We start from the raw sequence: 23301 nt of genomic DNA, 5'->3' as shown, positions 1-23301 counted from the left end.
CCCCCTGTTCCTCCCCCTGTTCTTTCTTGATCTCGCCGGCTGTTCAATTATTAATTATTACTTATTAATTATTAATTACCCTGGCTGTTCAATTATTAATTATTACTTATTAATTATTAATTAACCTGGCTGTTCAATTCTTAATTCTTACTTCTTAATTCTTAATTGATTCTGCTTCACTCCCAAGTTTTCACTACTTTCACACCTCCAAGCTGCTAAATTAAATTTCTTTTATGTCGCCAGCGTTATTATTCAGTTTTGTTATTGGTTATTTTCTGATTTTATTGGTAGTTGCTTATTTCACTTCGCGAAATTCTAACAACGACTCGTTCTTCATCGGGAATAAAAGCTCCAACTGGATGCTCGTGGCCTTCGGAATGGTGGGCACCAGCCTTAGCGGCGTTACCTTCGTAAGCGTGCCCGGAGGCGTTGCCAAAGAATCTTTCGCCTATTTCCAAATTACACTCGGTTATCTCATCGGATACATCACCATCGGTTACGTACTCTTACCACTCTACTACCGATTGAACCTTACCAGTATTTACGATTATCTTTCCGGCCGACTCGGCTTCTACTCCTATAAAACCGGCGCCTCCTTTTTCATACTTAGTCGCGTGTTAGGCGCCACCGCTCGTTTATACCTCGTTGTAAAAATATTGCAAGATGTTATTCTGTCCGACTTCCACGTACCCTTCTGGGTTACCACGCTCATCATCTTACTGATGATCTTGCTCTATACCTACGAAGGTGGCGTGAAAACCATCGTATACACTGATACCTTGCAAACTTCTTGCATGCTTATTGGACTGGTGCTTTGTGTGATCTATATTCTCAATAACATGGATTTGAGTATGGGCGCGGCCATGCAACAAATGGGAGAGAAGAACTTCTCTAAAATTTTCTTCACCGAACCGGGATCCAAACTCTTTTTCATCAAACAAATATTGGCCGGGGCATTCATCACCATCACCATGACCGGCATGGATCAGGAAATGATGCAGAAAAACATCAGCGTTAAAACCTTGAAAGATGCTCAAAAAAACATCGTTACCATCGGTTTTGTATTGCTAGGTGTCATCTTACTTTTCTTATTCCTCGGTGGACTCTTACACCTCTATGCTTTCCAACAAGGTGCACAATGGCAAACCATTGTTGAAAATGGAAAAGAAGTGACCAAACTGATGCTAAATGGTGTAGATGTTACGGCCGATAAACTCTTCCCCGCCATTGCCATTGGCTACATGCCCAAGATCATGGGAGTGATATTCATCATCGCTTTGATCTCAGCATTGTTCCCTAGTGCCGATGGAGCCATTACAGCTTTAACCTCTTCTTTCTGTCTCGATATTTTAGGAATGAAACGCAACACCACTCAAACCGAGGAAGAAAAGAAAAAGATTCGTCAACGAGTGCACCTTGCTTTCGCTGCTATCTTTTTGGTTTTTGTTCTCATCTTTAAAGAAGCAAATAATCCAAGTATGATCGGTGTGATCTTGCGCGTAGCAGCCTATACCTATGGGCCCATCTTGGGTCTCTTCACCTTCGGGTTGGTTACCAAAAGAGCCGTACATGATAAATGGGTTCCCTGGATTTGCGTTGTGTCACCCATCTTGTGTTACATCTTCGATATCAACCAAGCCAAGCTTTTGCATGGCTACGAAGTAGGTCCGGAAATGCTCATCATTAACGGCGCGCTTACCTTCTTCGGTTTGTTAATTATCTCCAAAAAACAAGTAACTGCATAAACGAAACCCTGATTTTCAGCGTTTAATAGAGTAGATTGCCAAAGTTGATGCACTTGATACAGGGCATTCAACCTTATTTTCGTCTAGATAACTCGATTGCGATAACCCCCTCACCGGGCTTGGTTTTCATTACCTCTCGAAATCAAGCTGATCTAGCAAATCCCTTTAATCCTTTGTGATATGAATGATTCTATTAAATTGTCGAAACAACGCCGCTGGTCCGAATCCAAAGCTCATTCCAGCTGGCAGATCTTTAAAATTATGGCCGAATTCGTTGACGGATTTGAAGCACTCGCAAAACTCGGCCCTTGTATTTCCATCTTTGGTTCTGCACGCACACAACCCGGTCATTTATACTATGAACTCGCCACAGAAATAGCGCGCGGCCTTGCAGAGGAAGGCTTCGGTATTATCTCCGGTGGCGGCCCCGGTATCATGGAAGCCGCTAACAAAGGCGCTCAATTAGGCGGTGGAAAATCAGTTGGACTCAACATTGAACTTCCATTCGAACAACACGCCAATCCATACATTGATCGTGATGCCAATTTGAACTTCGATTACTTCTTCGTTCGAAAAACCCTGTTCACCAAATACTCTCAAGGCTTCATCATGATGCCCGGTGGCTTTGGTACCATGGACGAATTCTTCGAAGTAGCTACCCTTATTCAAACCGGAAAAATGTTGCAAGTACCGTTGATACTGGTGGGTTCTGAATATTGGGGAGGACTGATGGACTGGTTGAAAGAAACCATGCTCCAACAAAGCAACAATATTTCGAAAGAAGACCTCGACTTGCTTCAAGTGGCCGATACGCCAAAAGAAGTGGTTGAGCAAGTGCTACACTTCTATACCAAGCACCCACTTCAACCGAATTTCTAAGAATTTTAACTTGAAAGGCCTGTATATCAGGCCTTTCTTCATTTATAGGCCTTATTTTTGCAAAAATGAAAGCGCCCATGGACATGATCCACCCGCTGGCACAGGAGTATGCAGAGAAATTTACCTCGGCTCCCGATGGGGTGCTGGACGAATTGGAAGCGCAAACCCGCTCCATTCATCCCCAAGCCCATATGATCAGTGGAAAAGTTCAGGGCCGTTTCTTGGAAATGATCAGCTGCATGATGCAGCCCAAACGCATCCTCGAAATAGGAACCTTCACCGGTTACAGCGCCCTTTGCCTCGCCAAAGGACTCCGAAAAGATGGACAACTGCATACCATCGAAGTACGCGAGTCTGAAACCGTGATGGCCAAGTCTTATTTCGACCTCTCCGTATGGCGCGACCAGATAATTTTGCACCACGGAAATGCGTTATCTATCATTCCGGAACTCAATGAATTATGGGATATCGTGTTCATTGATGCCGATAAAGTGCACTACATCGATTATTACAATCTAGTACTGCCAAAATTGAGACCCGGGGGCGTGATCATCGCAGACAATGTCCTCTTTCACGGACAAGTGCTCGAAGATCCCGTAAAAGGAAAAAATGCAAAAGCCATGCAGGCTTTTAATGAATATGTTTCGAACGATGATTCAGTAGAGAAAGTGCTGTTGACGGTGAGAGATGGAATTCTGCTGATTCGCAAAAAGTGATCCTTCAATCATGAAAAAACTATCGCTCGTATTGACGCTTTGCTCAATGATGCTCTCCATTTCACTATTCGCTCAAAAAAGTGAATACGTGATGGAGTATATCAATACCTACCGCCAATTGGCGATCGAAGAAATGCTTCGCACCGGTGTGCCTGCATCTATTACACTCGCTCAAGGCATTCATGAAACTGAAGCGGGTAGGAGTGAACTGGTACTTAAATCAAACAACCATTTTGGCATCAAGTGCAAAAGCAATTGGGACGGTGGACGCGTTTACCACGATGACGACGCCGAAGGAGAATGCTTCCGCAGTTATGGCAGCCCCAAAGACTCTTATGCCGATCATTCCGATTTTTTAAAGAAGAATCAACGCTATTCGTTTCTATTTGAACTAGATCCCGAAGATTATAAAGGTTGGGCCTACGGTCTTAAAAAGGCCGGCTACGCCACCAATATCAAGTACTCTCAAATATTGATCAAATTAATTGAAGATTATAACCTTCAAGACTATACGCTCATCGCCCTCGGTAAACTAAAACCGAGCGATGATTTCTATGTTACCACAGCACCCGGCCCCGCCATGCCTGTACTAACATCTTCTTCTCCCTCCTCCGTCCTACCTCCTCCATCTTCCAACCTCCCTCCTCCCTCCTCCGCTCTCCCCCCTCTTTCCTCCATCTACCCCTCGGGAGAGTTCCAAATCAACGCCACCCGCGTTGTAGTAGCTACAGCCGGTACGGCATGGCTATCTATTGCACAGAAATACGACATTCCTTTGGCGCGCTTGTTAGATTTCAACGATGCCAAGGAAGAAGAAATTTTGATCAATGATCAACTCGTATTCTTGCAACGCAAACGTAAGAAAGGTGAAAAGCAAGAACATGTAGTAGTAGAAGGCGAAACACTTTACAGCATTGCCCAATCGGAGGGCCTTCGCCTTGAGTCACTCTTGGAGTACAATAAAATGGATGTGAGTATGCAACCTGCTCCGGGTGAAAAATTGCAATTGCAAGAAGCCGCCACCCAACGTCCCAAACTTTTAAAAGAGTGGTTGGCTCAATTCAAATCTCAAAAAGCATCCGCAGAACCGCAACAGGTAACAGCTCCAAAAGCGGCTATGAATTCAGCTTCCGAAACAAAATCGAAGGCAAGTGCAACGCGCCACACCGTTCAAACAAAAGAAACTTTGTATAGCATCGCCAAAAAATACAATGTAACCGTAGAGCAAATCAAAGATTGGAATCGGATGGAATCGAACAGTCTGAAAATTGGCCAGGAATTATTGATCTATCAAAACTAATCGCATGAAAATTCGTGTACACGACAAAGAGTTCGAACCATATTTAACTGCTGACATGATCAGCAAACGAATCAAAGAGATCGCTGCTGATTTAAGCAAAGACTACAAAGATAAAAAGCCCCTTTTCATCGCTATCTTGAACGGCTCTTTCATGTTTGCCTCCGACTTGTTCAAAGAACTGAACATCGATGCAGAAATCTGTTTCATCAAATTAGCCTCGTACAAAGGAACCAAATCAACCGGACATGTGATCACAGCTATTGGTCTTGATATGGACATCATTGGCCGTGATATTGTAATAATCGAAGACATTGTTGATACCGGTAAAACCCTCAGCGAGTTCCTTCCTCAAATTCAACACCAGCAACCGGCATCTGTAAAAATCGTTTCACTTTTACACAAACCGGAAGCTACTGTATATCCTATTACCATTAGTTATCTCGGATTCTCCATTCCTAATAAATTTGTAGTGGGCTATGGCCTCGATTACGACGGATTGGGGAGAAACATTCGCGAGATCTACCGATTGGCAGAATAAGGTGTACCTTAGGTAAGTTGTTTCGATCGTAGTCCAATAATATCAGTCCATTTGAAAACCACGCTTGTCATATTTGCTTCCTGTTTCTTGTACTTTTCAGTACAAGCCCAGTATTATTTGCGTGGAGAGGTGCAAGACGAGAAAGGCAGCCTGATCACGAATGCACGTATTATTTTACACTCCACAGGCTTTTTATACTCAAGTGGAAGTGATGGTTCTTTTGGAATTGTTTCTTCCCGACAAGTAGATAGCGTCACGGTAAGTCAAGAAGGATACCAACCTAAGGTTTTTGTGTTAACCAATGGAGTTTACCAGGTGTTGAAGCTAAAACAGCTTCAAGCGGCGGCAAACGCTACCCGCGCTCGATTGGTTTCGGTTACCAAAAACTTTCGTCCGCAAGATCGTAAAGGCTGGGTGGTAGGTGGAGAAACCTATAGCTCACTCATAGAAAACGAATTCATCCCTGCGTCTACCTATCCGGAGTCAGGTTTCGCCATTCATACCGACAAAGCCTCTTACAGCAATATTCGACGCTTTCTCAACATGAATACCATGATCCCTCCCGATGCCGTGCGCACAGAAGAGGTCTTGAATTATTTTGATTTCGATTACAAAGCGCCACCCAAAGACAGTGTGTTTGGATACGAATCGGTAGTAACCGATTGCCCTTGGAACGATCAAAGCAAATTGCTGTTGCTCAAAGTGGATGCACGCAAATTGGAACCGGAAAAAATACCTCCTAGTAACTTGGTGTTTTTAATTGATGTGTCGGGATCGATGGATCTACCCAATCGACTACCCCTATTAAAATCGGCGTTCAAATTACTAGTTAACAATCTTCGCGATAAAGACACTGTTTCTATTGTGGTATATGGAAGCGCAGTAGGCGTGTGGCTGCCACCAATAAGTGGCAAAGAAAAGGACAGTATTCGCAGATCCATTGAAGGACTCTTTCCGGTGGGTTCTACACCCGGAGAGTCGGGTATTCGAACAGCCTATCAACTGGCAAAAAATACCTTTATCAAAGGCGGAAACAACCGCGTTATTTTAGCAACAGACGGCGATTTCAATGTTGGCCAATCTACAGAAGACGAACTCGATAAACTCATCACTCAACACCAACAACTCGGTATCTATCTTACTTGTTTGGGCGTTGGAATGGGAAATTATAAAGATTCAAAATTAGAAGTGCTAGCTAAAAAGGGAAATGGAAATTTTGCCTACCTCGATAATGAAGCAGAAGCTGAAAAAGTACTGGTGAAAGAATTAACACAAACCCTTTACACCGTAGCCGACGATGCTTATTTAAACATTTCTTTCAATAGCAAGTGGGTTCAAGACTATCGACTGATCGGATACGATAATAAAACCCGCGCACTGGCCGATTCATTGAGTCAAATTGAAGGGGGAGAAGTTGGATCAGGGCATTCTTTGATGGCACTTATTGAATTGAAAACAACAGACGATATACAATCCATTACTGCTCGAGATAAACAATACCTCGGGTCTGTTTCCATATCTTATAAAAACCCCGGCGATTCAATCATTCGATATAGCGGATACGTAGTTCCGTTAGTGTACACTCCTTATTCAGAACTGCCTCAATCTTACCGATTTGCTACCTCCCTAAGCATGTTCACTGCGATGCTCAAAGAATCGGAATATGCTAAGAAAATCACTTGGTCGCAAGTAATCGATTCCTGCAACAAATCCATCGATCCCAACAACAGCCTTCAAAAAGAATTCCTTCAAATTGTAGAAAAAGCAAGGAAGATTTATTTGCGCCAGAGGAAGAGAAAAGCGGGAGCTAATTAATAATTAAGAATTAATAATTAACAATGAAACAGCCAGGGTAATTAATAATTAATAATTAACAATGAAACAGCCAGAGCACAGGAGCGAGGATAAGAGGAAACGAGGAACGAGGAACGAGGAAATACAGATAGACTGTCAGCGCTGCGTTACCGCTGCGAACTTGTCCTGAGCTTGTCGAAGGATCGCCGCGCCGCCGCGGTAAAAAACTGAATAAAATAAACTAGTCAGGCAACAATTGAGCCGGCAGTCAGGTTGATTAGAATTAGAAGGCTAATCTGTGTTAATCCATAAAAATCTGAGCTATCTGTGGTCAAAAAAACCTAAAGCCTAACACCTAAAGCCTAACACCTACCCCCTAACTAAACATCTCCCTCACCTTATCAAAAAAGCTCTTCTCCGATTTATCAGGTTTCGGTTGAAAATTCTCTGACTTCGCCAATTTCTCCAACATCGCTTTTTCGTCTGAACTTACCTGTTGTGGAGTCCACACGCTCACATAAATCAACTGATCTCCTTTTTCATAGGAGTTAATTGCAGGGAATCCTTTTCCTTTCAAACGGAAGATCTTACCACTTTGCGTTCCTGCAGGAATTTTAATTTTAGCTCTTCCATCAATTGTTGGAACCTCTACTTGAGTACCAAACACTAAATCAGTAAAACTCACATGCAATTCAAACACTACATTCAATCCATCACGGTGCAATTCCTTATGTGCTTCTTCTTCAATTAAGATAATCAAATCTCCGTTCGAACCGCCTCTTTCTCCTGCATTGCCCTTTCCGTTCACACTCAATTGCATGCCCTCTTGAACACCTGCCGGAATATCAATGCTCACTGTTTCCTCACCATACACTCTGCCTTCCCCTTTACAACTTCCACATTTTGCAGTAATGGTAGTTCCTTCTCCGTTACAAGTTGGACAAGTAGTTACGGTTTGCATTTGACCTAAAAAGGTATTGCTCACTTTACGCACTTGACCACTGCCACCACAAGTTGAACAGGTTTGTACACTACCTTTATCCTTCGNTCCGTTACAAGTTGGACAAGTAGTTACGGTTTGCATTTGACCTAAAAAGGTATTGCTCACTTTACGCACTTGACCACTGCCACCACAAGTTGAACAGGTTTGTACACTACCTTTATCCTTCGCTCCACTACCACTACAAGTAGTACAAGGAACGTATTTTTTAACCTTGATTTGCTTGGTTACGCCTTTTGCAATTTCTTCATAGGTCAATTTCAGCTTTACACGTAGGTTGCTTCCTTTCACACCTCTGGCTCGCTGACCACGGCCACCACCGCCTCTTTGACCACCACCAAAAAAGCTTCCAAAAATATCATCCCCAAATATGTCACCAAATTGGCTGAAGATATCGTCCATATTACCACTACCACCGCCAAATCCACCACGTCCGCTATTTCCCATTCCGGCATGTCCATATCGATCGTATTGCGCTTTCTTATCAGCGTCACTCAATACCTCGTAAGCCTCGGCAGCTTCTTTGAACTTCTCCTCGGCTGCTTTATCACCCGGATTTCTATCGGGGTGGTATTGCATCGCTACCTTACGGTAGGCTTTCTTAATTTCATCTGTGCTAGCGCCTTTGCTTACTCCTAATACCTCGTAATAATCTCTTTTTGTTGACATACGGTCCTAATATTATTGTGCCTTTGATTCTTATTTACCAACAATCACTTTTGCAAATCGAATGATCTTGTCATTCATATAATACCCTTTTTCTACCTGATCAATCACCTTACCCTTCATTTCTTCGGTAGGAGCAGGAATTTCAGTGATCGCTTCATGAATGTCTGCATTGAATTCGGTTCCAACCGTTTCCATAGCCTTTACACCCTTGGCTTGCATGGTGTTACGAAGCTTTTGAAATACCAACTGGATACCCTCTTTAATTTGAGTTAAATCGGTACTCGATTGCAATTGTTTTTCGGCTCTGTCGCAATCATCCAAAACTTCCAAAAGTGATACTACAACGTCTTTACCGGCTGTTTGGATCAGGTCTAAACGTTCTTTTGCGGTTCTTTTGCGAAAATTATCGAATTCCGCTACCTGTCTTAAATATTTGTCTTTCAGAGAGTTAACTTCATCTTTCAATTTTTCGATTTCCGATTCATCGGCTACCGGGTCATTCAGATGGCTGGTTCCACTCATGTTTTCATCGGTATTAATGTCCATCGGAGTCATTTCGTCTTGCTGCGTGCTCATATCACTGATTTTTTGTCTTCGTTTTGCTAAAAATAGGTGCGAAGGTAAGAAGACAATTTACTTGCCAATGGAATTTTTCAGTCAAAAAGGCAGCCTTTTATAACTTAAGTGGCAAAACAAAAAGGGGGGTAAAAAGTGAGGGGAAAGGGTGCTGAAAAAAAAATTGCAAAATCGATGCAGCATATTTGCAAATTGTTAACTCTTTACCATGGTAGCGAGATCAGTAATGTGTAAATTTTACACAACTAACTGTTAGTGAAAATTTGAGTACAAGACGATGAAAGTCAATAGGGTATTGAGTTGTGACGGGGTGTGATTTTTCATCTGACGATTGCCAAGAAAATGAGTCAAAAAAAATCTTAACAAAATCTTAATTTTTTTTGATTCAGGTTTCAAAATAGTGTTAATTTGAAACGCCATATTTTTTATATCACACAACCTTAATCAAAATTCAATCATTATGCCCTCAAAGCTAACTGTCGTTAGGTTGTGGCTAACTGCGATTGCGCTCATGTTTGCCACAGTAACTTTCGCACAACAGAAAACTATTACCGGTAAGGTAACTAGTGACAAAGACAAAACGCCCATCTTCGGGGCTACGGTAACGGTAAAAGGATCAACTACCGGTACCCAAACAAATGCGGATGGTAATTTCTCCATCCAAGTTCCCAATTCAAATGCGGTTTTAGTAGTGACTTTCGTTGGTTTTGAGACTCAAGAAGTTTCAGTAGCTAACAAAGCCGTTATGGAAATTGCTTTGAAAGAAAAATCTACAACGTTAACAGACGTTGTAGTAACCGGTTATTCTTCTCAAGCGAAGAAAGACATCACCGGTTCAGTATCAGTTGTAAAAGTTGCCGACATGGTAGCTGTTCCAAGCGGAAGCGCTGAACAACAGTTGCAAGGTCGTGCTTCTGGTGTTACCGTAACTTCTTCGGGTCAGCCTGGCGATGGAGCCAGCGTTCGTATCCGTGGTTTCGGTTCTTTCTCTAACAACAATCCTCTCTATGTAATTGACGGAGTACAAACCGACAACTTGGGTGATATCAACCCTAATGATATCGAAAGCATCCAAGTATTGAAAGATGCCTCTGCGGCATCTATCTACGGTTCTAAAGCTTCGAACGGGGTAATCATCGTTACAACTAAGAAAGGCCGCACCAATGGTGGTGTTAAAGTAAGCTACGACGCATATTATGGCGTGCAAGGTCGTGGTAAAGGATTCGACATGTTGAATCCTCAAGAAATGGCTAATTTAACTTGGTTGGCTTTGAGAAACTCTGGTCAAGTAGAAGCAAATGGTAACCCTAAGCACCCTCAGTATGGTAACGGTGCTACTCCTGTATTACCTGATTACATCCTCGCTGGTTCTTTAACCGGTGTTATGAACGGAAACCCTGCTGCTGATCCCAGCAAGTATTTCTTGAACTTGGATGATCCTAACAGTTCTTATTTGATTCACAAAGCAAATAAAGCAGGTACAAACTGGTACAATGAAGTGTTCAGCACAAAACCGTTGACCAACCATAACCTGTCTGTAACCGGTGGTGGTCAGAACAGCCGTATCTATTTTGGTTTGAACTATTTCGACCAACAGGGTACCGTAATGACTACCTACTACAAGCGTTACACTGCTCGTTTCAACTCTGAGTTTACAGTAAAAAATAAAGTTAGAATCGGTCAGAACTTCCAAATGTCTTACAGCAACAACATCAAAATCGGTAACCAATCAGAAGGTAATGAAATCTCTCTTTCTTATCGTATTCAACCGATCGTTCCTGTATACGACATCGCTGGTAACTTCGCTGGTCAAAAAGGTGCCGGTTTGGGTAACGCATTGAACCCGGTTGCTTACCGCATGCGTGCGAAAGACAACCGCAACAACGATTACAAATTCCTCGGTAACGTTTATGCTGAAGCGGATATCGCTAAGCACTTCACTGTTAGAACAAGCTTCGGTGGTGAACAATACTTGAACAACTACTGGTACTACAACTTCAAAACATACGAGAACGCTGAGAATAACTCTACCAACGATTATAACGAAGGTTCTCAAATGTATAGAAGCTGGATCTGGACAAACCAAGTGTCTTACAAACAAACTTTTGGAGAGCACAGTGTGAATGCATTGGCTGGTACAGAAGCAATTGAAGACTGGGGTCGTTCTATCTACGCTAAGCGTTTGGGTTATTTCGTAGACGATCCAAACTATCGAGCATTGAATACCGGTTCTGGTGTTCAAACCAACAGCGGTGCTCCTTACGCTCAACGCGCTCGTTTCTCAGTATTCGCAAAAGCTGATTACAACTACGCAGATAAATACTTGTTTGGTGCAACTGTACGTCGCGACGGATCTTCTGTATTCGGTCAAGACAATCGTTACGGTGTGTTCCCTTCATTCTCTGCTGGTTGGAGAGTTACACGCGAAAACTTCATGAAAGGCGTGAAATTCCTCAGCGAATTAAAAATTCGTGGTGGTTGGGGTCAAATGGGTAACCAAAACATCGATCCTTACAACGCTTATTCAACTTTCGGCGGTAGTCTTGGTTCTTCATTCTATGACCTCGGTGGTACTTCTAACAGTGCGATCCAAGGTTTCCAACAATTTAGAATTGGTAACCCCAAAGGTAAATGGGAAGCGAACGAATCTGCCAATATAGGTTTCGACGCGGTATTGAACGGCGGTTGGGAGTTAGTACTTGACCTCTATCAGAAGAAAACAATTGGTTTGTTGTATACAGTGTCCCCTGTTGTCCCAACTCAAGGTACTGCTACTGCTCCTTTCGTAAACATCGGTAGTATGAAAAACAGTGGTATCGATTTGGCTCTTACAAAACGTGGTTCTGTTTTGAACAAAAAGTTAAAATACGATGTTACTCTTACAGCGACGAAGTATAAAAACGAAATCATTGCAATTGCAGAAGGTGAATCTTTCTTCAGTTCTGGTGGTTCTCGTATCGGTGATTTCGCTCGTAACCAAATCGGTCATCCGGTTTCTGCGTTCTACGGTTACAAAGTGATCGGTATCTTCCAAGATGCTGCTGACGTTGCGAAATCTCCAACACAAACAGATGCTAAAGAAGGTCGTTACAAGTATCAAGATACCAACGGCGATGGCAAAATCGACGACAACGACCGTACTTTTTATGGTAACCCTAACCCTAAGTTAACGTATGGTTTGAACATCAACCTCCAATACGAAGGATTCGACTTAAGCGCTTTCTTCTACGGAGTACAAGGTAAAGATGTGATCAACTATACAAGATGGTGGACTGACTACTACGCGTCATTCCAAGGTGGAAAAGCTAAGGCTGCTCTTTACAACGCTTGGAGCCCAACTAACAAAGGCGGTACTTTACCAATCGTTGAAAACAGCTCAAACTTCTCTAACCAGGCAGTACCTAACTCTTCTTTAATGGAAGATGGTTCTTACCTCCGTCTGAAGTCTTTGATCCTCGGTTATACTTTACCTAAAACTACGATCGCTAGACTCGGAATCGACAAGTTCCGCATCTACGCTCAGGCTGCTAACCTCCTTACTTTCACTAAGTACAGCGGATTGGATCCTGAGTTCATCGGTGGAGATACTGCATTCGGTATCGACTACGGTAACTACCCTAACCAAAAACAATTCTTGTTCGGAGTAAACGTAACATTCTAATTTATCTAAAGATTAAAAGCATATGAAAAGAACACTCTTTAACGCCATCTTGATAACACTCACTGGAGTGGTTATCTACTCGTGCAGTAAGAGCTTTCTGGAAAGAAGTCCTTTAGGTTCGCTCGACGAAAACGTTCTTGCGAATAAAAAAGGTGTAGAAGGCCTATTGATCGGTGCTTACTCATTACTCGACGGCTACGGTGCCGGTGGTAACTGGGACGCATCTGGTAGTAACTGGGTTTACGGTTCGGTTGTAGGCGGCGACGCTCACAAAGGTTCCGATGCCGGTGACCAACAGGATATCAACCCAATGGAAAGATATTCTGCTGTATCTACCAACGGTTATTTCAACAACAAATGGAGAACAGTTTACGAAGGTGTAACCCGCGCAAACAACGTTCTGAAAATCATGGCCAAAGCAACAGATATCTCTGCTGCTGATCAAAAAAGAATCAGTGCTGAAGCACGTTTCTTGAGAGGTCATTACCATTTCGAAGCTAAAAAAATGTGGAACATGGTTCCTTATGTAGATGAGAAGAACACCACATTGAAATTAGCCAACGATAAAGACATCTGGGCAAACATCGAAGCAGATTTCCAATATGCTTACGATAACTTACCAGAAGCTCAAGACCTTATCGGTCGCGCTAACAAATGGTCTGCCGGCGCTTTCTTAGCAAAAGTTAAGATGTTCCGTAAAGACTATGCTGGTGCATTGCCAATCTTGAATGCAATCATCGCTAGCGGTAAAACTCCAAAAGGAACTAAATACGCATTGAACGCTAAATTCCACGATTCTTTCGATGCTGATACTAAGAACAGCCCTGAAGCGGTATTCTCAGTTCAGTACTCTGTAAACGATGGTGCCAACGGTGACAACGCCGGTTGGGGTGATGTATTGAACTTCCCTTACGGTGGTGGTCCTGGCGGTTGCTGCGGATTCTTCCAACCTACTCAAGACCTCGTTAACTCTTATCAAGTTGACGCTACAACTGGTCTTCCTAACCCAGATGCTTACAACAGCACTGAAGTGAAAAACGACCAAGGTGTTGGCGCTGCTGATCCTTTCGTTCCTCACACAGGTACGTTGGATGCTCGTTTAGACTGGACTGTAGGTCGTCGTGGTATTCCTTACCTCGATTGGGGTAAACACCCTGGTGTTACCTGGATCCGTGACCAAGCTTATTCTGGTCCTTATTCTCCAATCAAGAATACATACAAGAAATCTCAAGAAGGTGTGTTAACCGACAAATCTTTCTGGACTTCTGGTGTAACTGCGAATAACTACACACTCATCCGTTTCGCTGACGTATTGTTGTGGGCGGCTGAAGCTGAAGTAGAAGCAGGTTCTTTGGAAAATGCTCGCGCATTGGTAAACCAAGTACGTGCTCGTGCAGCTAACCCTGCAGGTTTCGTTAAAGATGGTGCAGTAAATGCAGCTAACTACAAAGTTGGTTTGTACACTACTCCATGGACTGACAAAGTGGTTGCTCGCAAAGCAGTACACTTCGAACGAAAATTGGAACTTGCTATGGAAGGTCACCGTTTCTTCGACCTCGTACGTTGGGGTGAAGCAGCTGCTACTTTGAACTCTTATTTGAACTATGAGAAAACAAAGCGTAGCTATTTGAATGGTGCAACATTCACTGCTGGTGTAGACGAATACTTCCCAATTCCTCAGGCGCAAATTGATCGTCATGTTGAAAACGGAACTTCTACCTTGAAGCAGAATCCTGGTTACTAATCTTAGCTAATCATTATAATAAAAGACAGCGATACTCATCGCTGCCTTTTGTTTTTTTGTAAATTGTGCAACACTATTTTGATACTTGCGTATGAGAGCCGTGAACTTCTATATTGTAGCTGCAAGCCTTACTCTGTTGACTATTTCTTGCAACAATTCAACCACCCTTTTTGAACAAATACCTGCTAATAAATCAGGCATTCAATTTGAAAATACCATTACCAAAACGGATTCCATCAATGTACTCGATTTCGAAAACGTGTACAACGGCGGCGGTGTGGGCGTAGGCGACTTTAACAACGACGGATTACTCGATCTCTACTTTACAGGCAACCTCGTTTCCAATAAGCTGTACTTAAATAAAGGCGATTTCAAATTCGAAGATATTACCGAAAAAGCACAAGTAAGCGGTGATAACAAATGGAGTAGAGGCGTTGCTGTTATTGATATCAATAACGACGGATTGTTAGATATGTATGTTTCGGCTACTCTTAAACGTAATCCCGTTCTCAGAGAACACATGCTCTTTGTGAATCAAGGAAACAATAAAGAAGGTATTCCAACATTCAAAAATTTAGCAAAGGAATACGGTCTCGCCGATACTACTCAAGGCACGCAAGCTGCTTTCTTCGACTACGATAACGATGGCGACTTGGATGTTTACATGGTTAACAATGAAATTATCAGAGGCGATTATCCCAACCGTTTCCGCCCCGCCATGAAAGATGGAAGCCATCCCAATACAGATCGCTTGTTTAGAAATGATTGGAACGAAAATCTCAAACACCCGGTGTTTACAAACGTATCAAAAGAAGCCGGTATCTTGATTGATGGTTACGGTCATTCTGTTGTGATCAACGATTTTAATAAAGATGGTTGGAAAGACATCTACGTTACCAACGACTACCTCTCGAACGACCTTCTTTGGATCAATAATAAAAACGGCACTTTTACTGAATCGCTAAACCTTTATTTCAAACATACGTCCGCCAATGCCATGGGTACCGACGTGATTGACGTAAACAACGATGGTCTCGATGATGTGGTAGCACTCGATATGAATCCGGAAGACAATTACCGGAAGAAAATGATGATGAACCCCAATAGCTACCAAACGTATCAGAACAGCGATTACTTTGGTTACGGCTATCAATACGTAAGAAATACCCTTCAAATAAATCAAGGCCCTAGAGTACTCGGAAACGACTCCATAGGTGCCCCCATTTTCAGTGAAATCGCTTTCTTCTCCGGAATCGCTGAAACTGATTGGAGCTGGACGCCTGTAGTGGCCGATTTTGATAACGATGGCAACCGCGATATCATCATTACAAATGGATTCCCCAAAGATGTTACCGATCACGATTTTGTAGCCTTTCGAAACGAAGCCTTCGCGGTAGCAAATAAACGGCAATTGCTCGATCAAATTCCTGAAGTGAAATTGCACAACTATGCCTATCGAAACAAAGGCAATTTGCAATTTGAAAACAAAACCAATGACTGGGGACTCACCATTCCAACCTTTTCTAATGGCTCTGTATATGCCGATTTAGACAACGACGGAGATTTAGACTTGGTACTCAACAACATCAATGATAAAGCAGGACTCTATAGAAATACCTTGCGAGATAAAACTCCTGAACAAGCACATTTTGTAAAAGTTGTTTTGAAAGGAGATGCACAGAATGTAAATGGAATTGGAGCCAATCTCACCTTATTTGCCAATGGCACCAAGCAAAGCTGGGAACATACACCCTATAGAGGTTATCTTTCCTCTGTTCCATTGCAAGCTTTTTTTGGATTGGGAGCTAGTTCAAAAATTGATTCGCTGTTAGTTTATTGGCCCAACGGAAAATTTCAAAAGCTCATGTCTTTGAAAGTTGACTCAATAAATGAAATCAATATTCAAAATGCTGTTGCGCTTCCTACTACAACTCCTACTATTTTTGATACAACGGCTTTGTTTAGTGATGTTACCAAAGCTAGAAATATCAATTTCATTCCGCAAGAAAGAGACTATGTTGATTTCAACGTTCAAAAACTACTTCCGCATAAACTTTCTGAATACGGTCCGGGATTAGCTGCAGGTGATTTGAATGGAGATGGTTTAGACGATTTTGTGAGTGCAGGGTCTTTTTCAAATAGCGGCGAGCTCTTTTTCCAATCTAAAAATGGCAGCTTCATTCAAAAGAAATTGCTAGAGAAAGACGGAAATGATCACAAACGTTGGGAAGAATTGGGGATGCTGCTGATTGATATTGACGGCGATAAAGACCTCGATATTTATGCTGCAAGCGGTGGATACGAAAACCCCAAACAAACCAATAGCTATCAAGATCACTTATACTTAAATGATGGAAGAGGAAACTTTTCAATGGACACCACATGGTTGCCAACTAACTATACTAGTAAGAGCTGCGCACGCGCAGTAGATTTTGATCACGATGGCGATCTCGATATAGTGGTTGCGGGTAGAGTAGAGCCTTGGTTTTATCCCAAACCCGTTTCAAGTTTTGTTTACAGAAACGATAGTAAGCCGGGTGCTATCAAACTTACCGATGTTACTTCTTCTGTTGCTGCAGACCTAAACAACGCCGGCTTGGTTTGTGATATCTTAGTTACCGATGTAGACAAAGACGGATGGGACGATCTATTATTGGCAGGTGAATGGATGCCTGTTACCCTTCTGAAAAACACCAATGGTCGTTTTCAAAAAGCCGACAACGGACTTTCGAAATATACCGGTTGGTGGAACTCAATAGTTGGAGCCGATTTCGATAACGATGGAGACATCGACTATATAGCGGGCAATATGGGGCAAAACAGTTTCTACAGAGCTACGCCTGAATTTCCAGCTCATATCACTGCAAAAGACTTTGATAACAATGGAAGCTACGATGCATTTCCTTCATTGTTTCTTCCTGATATCAATGGCGTGAAAAAGGAATTCCCTGCTCAAACACGCGATGATATTGTGAAGCAAATGATTGGTATGCGAACCAACTTCCAAAATTATAAGCAATACGCCATGTCTACAATGGACGAAGTGATCACTCCTGACATGCGCAAGAATGCCATCCGTTTAGAAGCGAATACTTCTCAAAGTGTTTTTCTTCGAAACGATGGAACGGGAAAGCTTACGATGGAGCCCTTACCAATGCAAGCGCAATGGTCGATGCTAAATGGAATGGTGGTTGACGATTTTAACAACGATGGAAATCTAGACCTTTGTATCAATACCAATGATTACGGCACAGAAGTTTCAGTTGGTAGATACGATGCACTCAATGGCTTAGTGTTCTTGGGGAATGGAAAAGGAGGCTTTGCTGTTCAATCTATTTTGCAAAGTGGCATCTTTATTCCGGGTAATGGAAAAGCACTGGTACAGCTAGCTGATTTCAATGGCAATCCTTTGTTAGCGGCATCTCAAAACAGAGGTCCGTTCAAATTGTATAAATTAAGAGCTTCGAAGAAATTAGTGCGGTTGAATGCGGATGAAACCGTAGCCGTTATAACCTTAAGAAATGGAACCAAACAAAGAAGAGAATTTCCATATGGTGCCTCTTTTCTATCTCAATCGTCTCGTATCATTTGGTACGATAACAATATCACTGCTATTGAATTGTATTCTGTAAAGGGAAAAACCAGAACGATCACACAACCTTAATCAATGAACATGAACCGCTTTACAAAATTGCTCACCGTTTTGGCTGTTGTTGGAGCAAGCTATGCATGTAACACCAATTCAGCCGTTCGACCAGATGATGCTCAATTACAACACAACAATCAGCATCAGCTCACCGAAGTTATTATCTATGATGGCTTCACGCCGCCGGTTGCGAGTAGAATTTACGTGTACTCGTCGTTGGCAGCTTATGAGGCTGTGCGATATTTGGATCCTAAATCAGTTTCCATCGCCGAAAAATTAAATGGCTTCGGAAAAATGCCTGTTCCTGAAAAAGGAATGGTGTATGATTATTCCCTTGCTTCACTCAAAGCCTTTTTTACAGTAGTTAGAAATGTAAAAGTATTTTCGGTAGACTCATTGAAGGCTTATGAAGAGAAAAACTATAAAGCTTACGAAGCACTGATGGATAAATCGGCATACGATCGATCCATTGCTTTTGGTGATACCATTGCAAAAGCAATTTTAGCCAGAGCGAAGAAAGATGGCTATGCAGCTTCTCGTGGAAAGGAAAAATTCTTGGGTAGCAATGATCCCGGCATGTGGCGACCCACACCTCCCGACTACCTCGATGGTGTAGAATGGTGCTGGAATACCATGAAATCAATGACCTTGGATTCAGCTTCACAATTTATGCCTCCACGACCACCTGCTTTTAGCAAAGATCCTAAAAGCGAATTCTATAAATACGCTAAAGAGGTATACGATATCAATAAAGGCCTAACTGAAGAACAAAAAACCATTGCGAAATATTGGGATGACAATCCATTTGTAATTGAACACAGTGGTCATATGATGTTCGCCAACAAAAAGATTACACCGGGCGGACATTGGATGGGCATAGCAGGCATTGCGAGCGCCCTCACAAAAGCCGATCCCGTAAAAACCGCTCGTGCTTATGCGCTTACAGCAATTGCTATGTTCGACGGGTTCATTGCCTGCTGGGATGAAAAATACAGAAGCAAAGTGGTACGTCCCGTAACGGTTATCAATGAATGGTTTGATCCACATTGGGCCCCTTTCTTACAAACGCCTCCTTTCCCCGAATACACCAGTGGACATAGTACTATTTCCGCTGCTGCTGCAACGGTACTGACTGATTTGTTTGGCCCGGCCATTACATTTAAAGACACCGTAGATTTGAAATACATTGGCATGCAACGCGAATTCAATTCATTTTACCAAGCTGCCGATGAAGCTTCTATCAGTCGCGTGTACGGTGGTATTCACTACAGAACCGGTGTAGATGCCGGAGGTGCTCAAGGAAGACAAGTGGGAGTGTGGGTGCTGACTAAATTAAGAATGAATAATTAATAATTATTAATTCAAAACCCGCTTTGAAAAAGAGAATTTTTTCAAAGCGGGTTTCATGTTATAACGAGATAGATAATATTTGCTATTGTTTTACTTCGTTACTTTGAACTAATTAAAAAAGTAGGCATTTAGAGCAGTGACCTCATTTGTTAAATTAAAACGAACACCAGTGCCCCAATTATTAATTATTAATTGTTAATTATTAATTACTCCTCACACTACCTGCGTAATCAAAAACTTCAAATACTTTGTATTCTCCCATTCATTTATGATTGGGTGATCGGCAGATTGAGCCTGAAAACATACTTGACGTAGTTTACGTCGAGCGTCTTTGGCGGCCATTTGAATGATCTCCATAAACAGATCAGATTGAACGAGGTTGGTACAACTGGAAGTAACGAGAAAGCCTCCGGGCTTTACCAATTTCATTCCTCTTAAATTGATCTCTTTGTAACCTGTGATGGCTTTTTGGATATTATCACGGGTTTTGGTGAAAGAAGGTGGATCGAGCATTACTACATCGTATTGGCGACCGTCTTTACCCCATTGCTTCAATACATCGAATGCGTTCACCGCTTCGAACTTGCACCTGTCTTGAACCCCGTTTAATGCAGCATTGTCATTGGCTTGTTTCACGGCCAGTTCAGAAATATCTAAACCTAACACAGATTTTGCACCATAAGCTGCTGCATGAATCTCAAAGGTTCCGGTATAGGTGAAAGCACCCAATACGTCGGCACCTTTTACTATATGTTGTATGGCGCGACGGTTGTCTTGTTGATCTAGAAAATAACCGGTTTTTTGGCCGTTCTCTATATCAACATTGAACTTCAAACCATTTTCATTGATTTGAATAAAAGTATTGAAAGGAGCACTTAAGAATCCCTTCTGTTGAGGCAATCCTTCTAATTCACGAACAGGAACATCGTTGCGCTCATAAATACCTTTGGGCTTGAAAATTTTATTGATGGCATCTACAATAGCCGGTTTCCAAACATCGATACCAAGGGCAAGCGTTTGGATAACGAAGTAATCGTTGAATTTATCGATGATCAATTGTGGTAGAAAATCTGCTTCTCCAAAAATCAATCGACAGTTTTCAACATAGCCGAGCTGTTGACGGTATTGCCAAGCTGATAGGAGGCGGTTGTAAAAGAATTGATCATCAATACTTTCTTGTTTGTTCCGAGTGAGCAAACGAACCAGAATTTGCGATTTTGGATTGATGTATCCCCGTCCTAGAAACTTTTTGTCGTAGGTTACTACCTCAACAATTGTGCCGCCTGTTGCATCGCCTTCCACACTTTGAACCTCGTTTGCAAAGATCCAAGGATGACCATTCAATACGCGATGGCCAATTTTCTTCTTTAGAATTACCGTTGTCATGGCCGCAAAGCTACTGAAATAAAAGGGTTAAGCCGAATCGGATGAGTTTTAGAGTAGCGAGTTCAATAAAATGTTACAGGGCAATAAACAACTAGGAGCAATGGGTTTCCATTGACGAATTATCAAATCAACGCATTAGCAAATTACTTAGATACTTGGAACTTACCGGAATCCACTACTTTCCCGGATTTGTCGCGAAGTTGAAAAATATACACCCCTCTGTAGAAATCACTGAGGTTTACGGTGGTCTTAGAATTAGAATTGATATTATTTACTTCGTACACTTTCTTTCCCAAGAAATTATAAATCTGGAAATTCAGGTCTTTTTCGTTGGTGTTTTGAAGTTCGAAGTTGATAAATGAAGTGGCAGGGTTAGGGTAGAACTTGATCAATTTGGGCAACACATCACCTGCAGGTGTAGAAGGGGTATTTCTATCCTGGCTTTTCGCCGCAAGTGTCGATATGAGGAAGATGGATAATGTGTAAAAAATCTTCATCAGCGATGATATTTTACATTTTGTGATCAAGATATATCCTTTTGAACAAATTTACAACCCTGATCGGTAAAAAGATAAGTCCGGTTCACCTTTTATTGTGCCCGGACTTATCTAACTATCTGATTATCAATAGTAAATTTTGTTAAAATTTACTTAATTGCTTCTAAAGTTGCATTGATAGCTTCAAAGTTGGGCAATTCACCGGCGTTTTCCAATACTTCTGCATACTGGATGGTTCCGTTACCGTCGATTACAAATGCTGATCTTTTGGATACTCCCTTCATGTCGAAAACGAAATTCTCATACAAACAATTGTATGCAGCTGATACTTCTTTGTTGAAGTCGCTTAACAAGGGGAAGTTCAATTGTTGATCCTCTTTGTATTTTCCTAGGGTAAAAACGGAATCAACACTGATCCCTAACACTTGAGCGTTCACGCCGTTGTAAAGAGCGATTCCATCTCTTACCGAGCAAAGCTCTTTGGTACATACCCCGGTGAAAGCTTGGGGGAAGAATAAAAGAAGAACTGATTTACCTTTAAAATCAGCCAAGCTTACTTTTTGCTTGTCGGTATTGAATAACTCGAAATGAGGCGCTGCTTGTCCTTTTTCTAATGCCATTTTTAAAAATTTGATTGCAAAAAAAGTGTACCCGAGCCAGATAACAAAAAATAAGTGCATTTGTTCAGGAACAAATGCACTTAAATCAATTTGAGTGTTGTAGTATTAGAACTTGGGACAGAGTACTTTGTATTTGCTGCTATTCTCTCGGTCGAGAAAGCCGGAATAAACAATGGAAAGTTCAAAACCTCCACGGCCTTGACTGGCGGTTTTCAGTGCGGAAACGTTTACATCGTAACTGATCGCAAAGGCTGTGTTCATTACATCCAGTTTTACCACCGGAATGAATGCGTCTTTCCAGCGCAAATAACCACCAACATGGATAGTATAAAGTGCCGCATCGGGATCCAAACCTAATTTGTAGCTATACATAGCACCTCCAATTATTTCTTGAGCACCTCCTTGTTTTGACACGTCTGCTTGAAGTGTTAAATAAGAATATTCGTCAACTGCTAATTTCATTCCCATGTTCACAACAAATTTTGGGTTGATTTCAACAGCCGGATCTCGATAAAAGGAATTCTTGGGTCTGTTCAAATGGTGATAGGCAAGTCCAAAAAAGTAGCTATTTGTAAGTTTCTCACCAAAAGCAGCATTGTAAGCCATCCCTACACTGGCATCCCAAGTAGTGAAATTGGGATTGGTAAAAGTTTCACCGGTGGGCAATCCCGGATTGTAAGTACCGCCGCTGTACTGATTGTCGGTGGTCATTTTACTCGCATCAATACTTTTGCGGATCATACCACCCATGAAACCTAAACTTAAATATGAGGTCTTGTAATCACTTAGTGATTTATGGTAGTTAACAGCGGGCAATAATTGAGTTGTTGTTAAGCCTGCGGTACCTGATTTATCAAAGAAGGCTTGCAAACCGGTAGTGATGTAGTCATTATCGCCTCCAACCGGCATTTTGTATTCTCCATTGAAGGAACCGGTTCTATAGGCGTTTGTAAAGCTATTCCATTGATCTCTATAAACACCTTGTATGCGGTAATCGCCGGTAAAGATACCCGCTAAGGAAGGATTCCTCAAAAGAGGTGCCTCAAAGAATTGAGAGAAATGTAAATCTTGCGCACGCGCTTCCTGCAAGCAAAAGCTTGCGATCAGCATCACCACTACTTTTAAAGAAGTGTTGATCCGCGATTTGATCTTCCAATTACCTGTGTACATTTGTTTCATG

16 protein-coding genes are annotated in these 23301 nt (G+C 42.0%); 10 read left to right on the top strand and 6 right to left on the bottom strand.

Going from position 1 to position 23301, the window contains the following annotated elements; all coding sequences use genetic code 11:
• Window positions 1-233: 233 nt before the first annotated feature.
• From ACQ2HE_RS18940 to ACQ2HE_RS18915, 6 genes are all read left to right on the top strand, one after another.
• Window positions 234-1745 (top strand): sodium:solute symporter, encoded by a 1512-nt coding sequence (locus tag ACQ2HE_RS18940; RefSeq protein WP_430900760.1) that lies wholly within the window; start codon window positions 234-236, stop codon window positions 1743-1745.
• A gap of 180 nt (window positions 1746-1925) precedes the next feature.
• On the top strand, window positions 1926-2624 hold the full coding sequence (locus ACQ2HE_RS18935) for an LOG family protein (RefSeq protein ID WP_430900758.1): 699 nt from the start codon (window positions 1926-1928) through the stop codon (window positions 2622-2624).
• Window positions 2625-2689: 65 nt separating this feature from the next.
• Window positions 2690-3340: an O-methyltransferase gene (locus tag ACQ2HE_RS18930; protein WP_430900756.1), complete on the top strand. Its 651-nt coding sequence runs from the start codon at window positions 2690-2692 to the stop codon at window positions 3338-3340.
• A 10-nt stretch (window positions 3341-3350) separates the two neighbouring features.
• Entirely contained in the window at window positions 3351-4640 is a 1290-nt protein-coding gene (locus ACQ2HE_RS18925) for a glucosaminidase domain-containing protein (RefSeq protein ID WP_430900754.1), read from the top strand.
• 4 nt (window positions 4641-4644) lie between these two features.
• Entirely contained in the window at window positions 4645-5178 is a 534-nt protein-coding gene (gene hpt / locus ACQ2HE_RS18920) for a hypoxanthine phosphoribosyltransferase (RefSeq protein ID WP_430900752.1), read from the top strand.
• 51 nt (window positions 5179-5229) lie between these two features.
• Window positions 5230-6993 (top strand): vWA domain-containing protein, encoded by a 1764-nt coding sequence (locus ACQ2HE_RS18915; RefSeq protein WP_430900750.1) that lies wholly within the window; start codon window positions 5230-5232, stop codon window positions 6991-6993.
• 355 nt (window positions 6994-7348) lie between these two features.
• Here the strand turns inward: ACQ2HE_RS18915 and ACQ2HE_RS18910 are convergent, their stop codons facing one another.
• Window positions 7349-8641 (bottom strand): DnaJ C-terminal domain-containing protein, encoded by a 1293-nt coding sequence (locus tag ACQ2HE_RS18910; RefSeq protein ID WP_430902483.1) that lies wholly within the window; start codon window positions 8639-8641, stop codon window positions 7349-7351.
• Between the two features lie 30 nt (window positions 8642-8671).
• Complete coding sequence (locus tag ACQ2HE_RS18905) at window positions 8672-9217, bottom strand: nucleotide exchange factor GrpE (RefSeq protein ID WP_430900746.1); 546 nt, start codon at window positions 9215-9217, stop codon at window positions 8672-8674.
• Window positions 9218-9728: 511 nt separating this feature from the next.
• Here ACQ2HE_RS18905 and ACQ2HE_RS18900 point away from each other — a divergent pair.
• The 4 genes from ACQ2HE_RS18900 to ACQ2HE_RS18885 all read left to right on the top strand — a co-directional run bounded on the left by ACQ2HE_RS18900 (window position 9729) and on the right by ACQ2HE_RS18885 (window position 19618).
• Window positions 9729-12878 carry a SusC/RagA family TonB-linked outer membrane protein gene (locus tag ACQ2HE_RS18900; protein WP_430900743.1) on the top strand — a complete coding sequence of 1050 codons (3150 nt, stop codon included), beginning with the start codon at window positions 9729-9731 and terminating at the stop codon, window positions 12876-12878.
• Between the two features lie 22 nt (window positions 12879-12900).
• On the top strand, window positions 12901-14622 hold the full coding sequence (locus ACQ2HE_RS18895; protein ID WP_430900741.1) for a RagB/SusD family nutrient uptake outer membrane protein: 1722 nt from the start codon (window positions 12901-12903) through the stop codon (window positions 14620-14622).
• Window positions 14623-14713: 91 nt separating this feature from the next.
• A complete protein-coding gene (locus ACQ2HE_RS18890) occupies window positions 14714-18286 on the top strand; it encodes a VCBS repeat-containing protein (RefSeq protein ID WP_430900739.1) in 3573 nt (1190 codons plus the stop codon).
• A 9-nt stretch (window positions 18287-18295) separates the two neighbouring features.
• A complete protein-coding gene (locus tag ACQ2HE_RS18885; RefSeq protein WP_430900737.1) occupies window positions 18296-19618 on the top strand; it encodes a vanadium-dependent haloperoxidase in 1323 nt (440 codons plus the stop codon).
• A 213-nt stretch (window positions 19619-19831) separates the two neighbouring features.
• On the opposite strand, the gene ACQ2HE_RS18880 is transcribed toward ACQ2HE_RS18885, so the two are convergent.
• The 4 genes from ACQ2HE_RS18880 to ACQ2HE_RS18865 all read right to left on the bottom strand — a co-directional run bounded on the left by ACQ2HE_RS18880 (window position 19832) and on the right by ACQ2HE_RS18865 (window position 23300).
• On the bottom strand, window positions 19832-21004 hold the full coding sequence (locus ACQ2HE_RS18880; protein WP_430900735.1) for a class I SAM-dependent rRNA methyltransferase: 1173 nt from the start codon (window positions 21002-21004) through the stop codon (window positions 19832-19834).
• A 143-nt stretch (window positions 21005-21147) separates the two neighbouring features.
• The gene (locus ACQ2HE_RS18875; protein ID WP_430900733.1) at window positions 21148-21501 is read right to left on the bottom strand and encodes a T9SS type A sorting domain-containing protein; all 354 of its coding nucleotides are present in this window, start codon (window positions 21499-21501) and stop codon (window positions 21148-21150) included.
• A gap of 149 nt (window positions 21502-21650) precedes the next feature.
• Window positions 21651-22121, bottom strand: coding sequence for a redoxin domain-containing protein (locus tag ACQ2HE_RS18870; RefSeq protein WP_430900731.1), 471 nt, complete (start codon window positions 22119-22121; stop codon window positions 21651-21653).
• Window positions 22122-22226: 105 nt separating this feature from the next.
• Entirely contained in the window at window positions 22227-23300 is a 1074-nt protein-coding gene (locus ACQ2HE_RS18865) for a PorP/SprF family type IX secretion system membrane protein (RefSeq protein WP_430900729.1), read from the bottom strand.
• Window position 23301: the final 1 nt, after the last annotated feature.

Source organism: Endoryza foliicola (assembly GCF_050589245.1).
In the GTDB taxonomy this organism is placed as follows: domain Bacteria; phylum Bacteroidota; class Bacteroidia; order Chitinophagales; family Chitinophagaceae; genus Endoryza; species Endoryza foliicola.
Note: the sequence above shows the minus strand (reverse complement) of the source record. Positions and strands in the feature narration are given on the sequence as shown.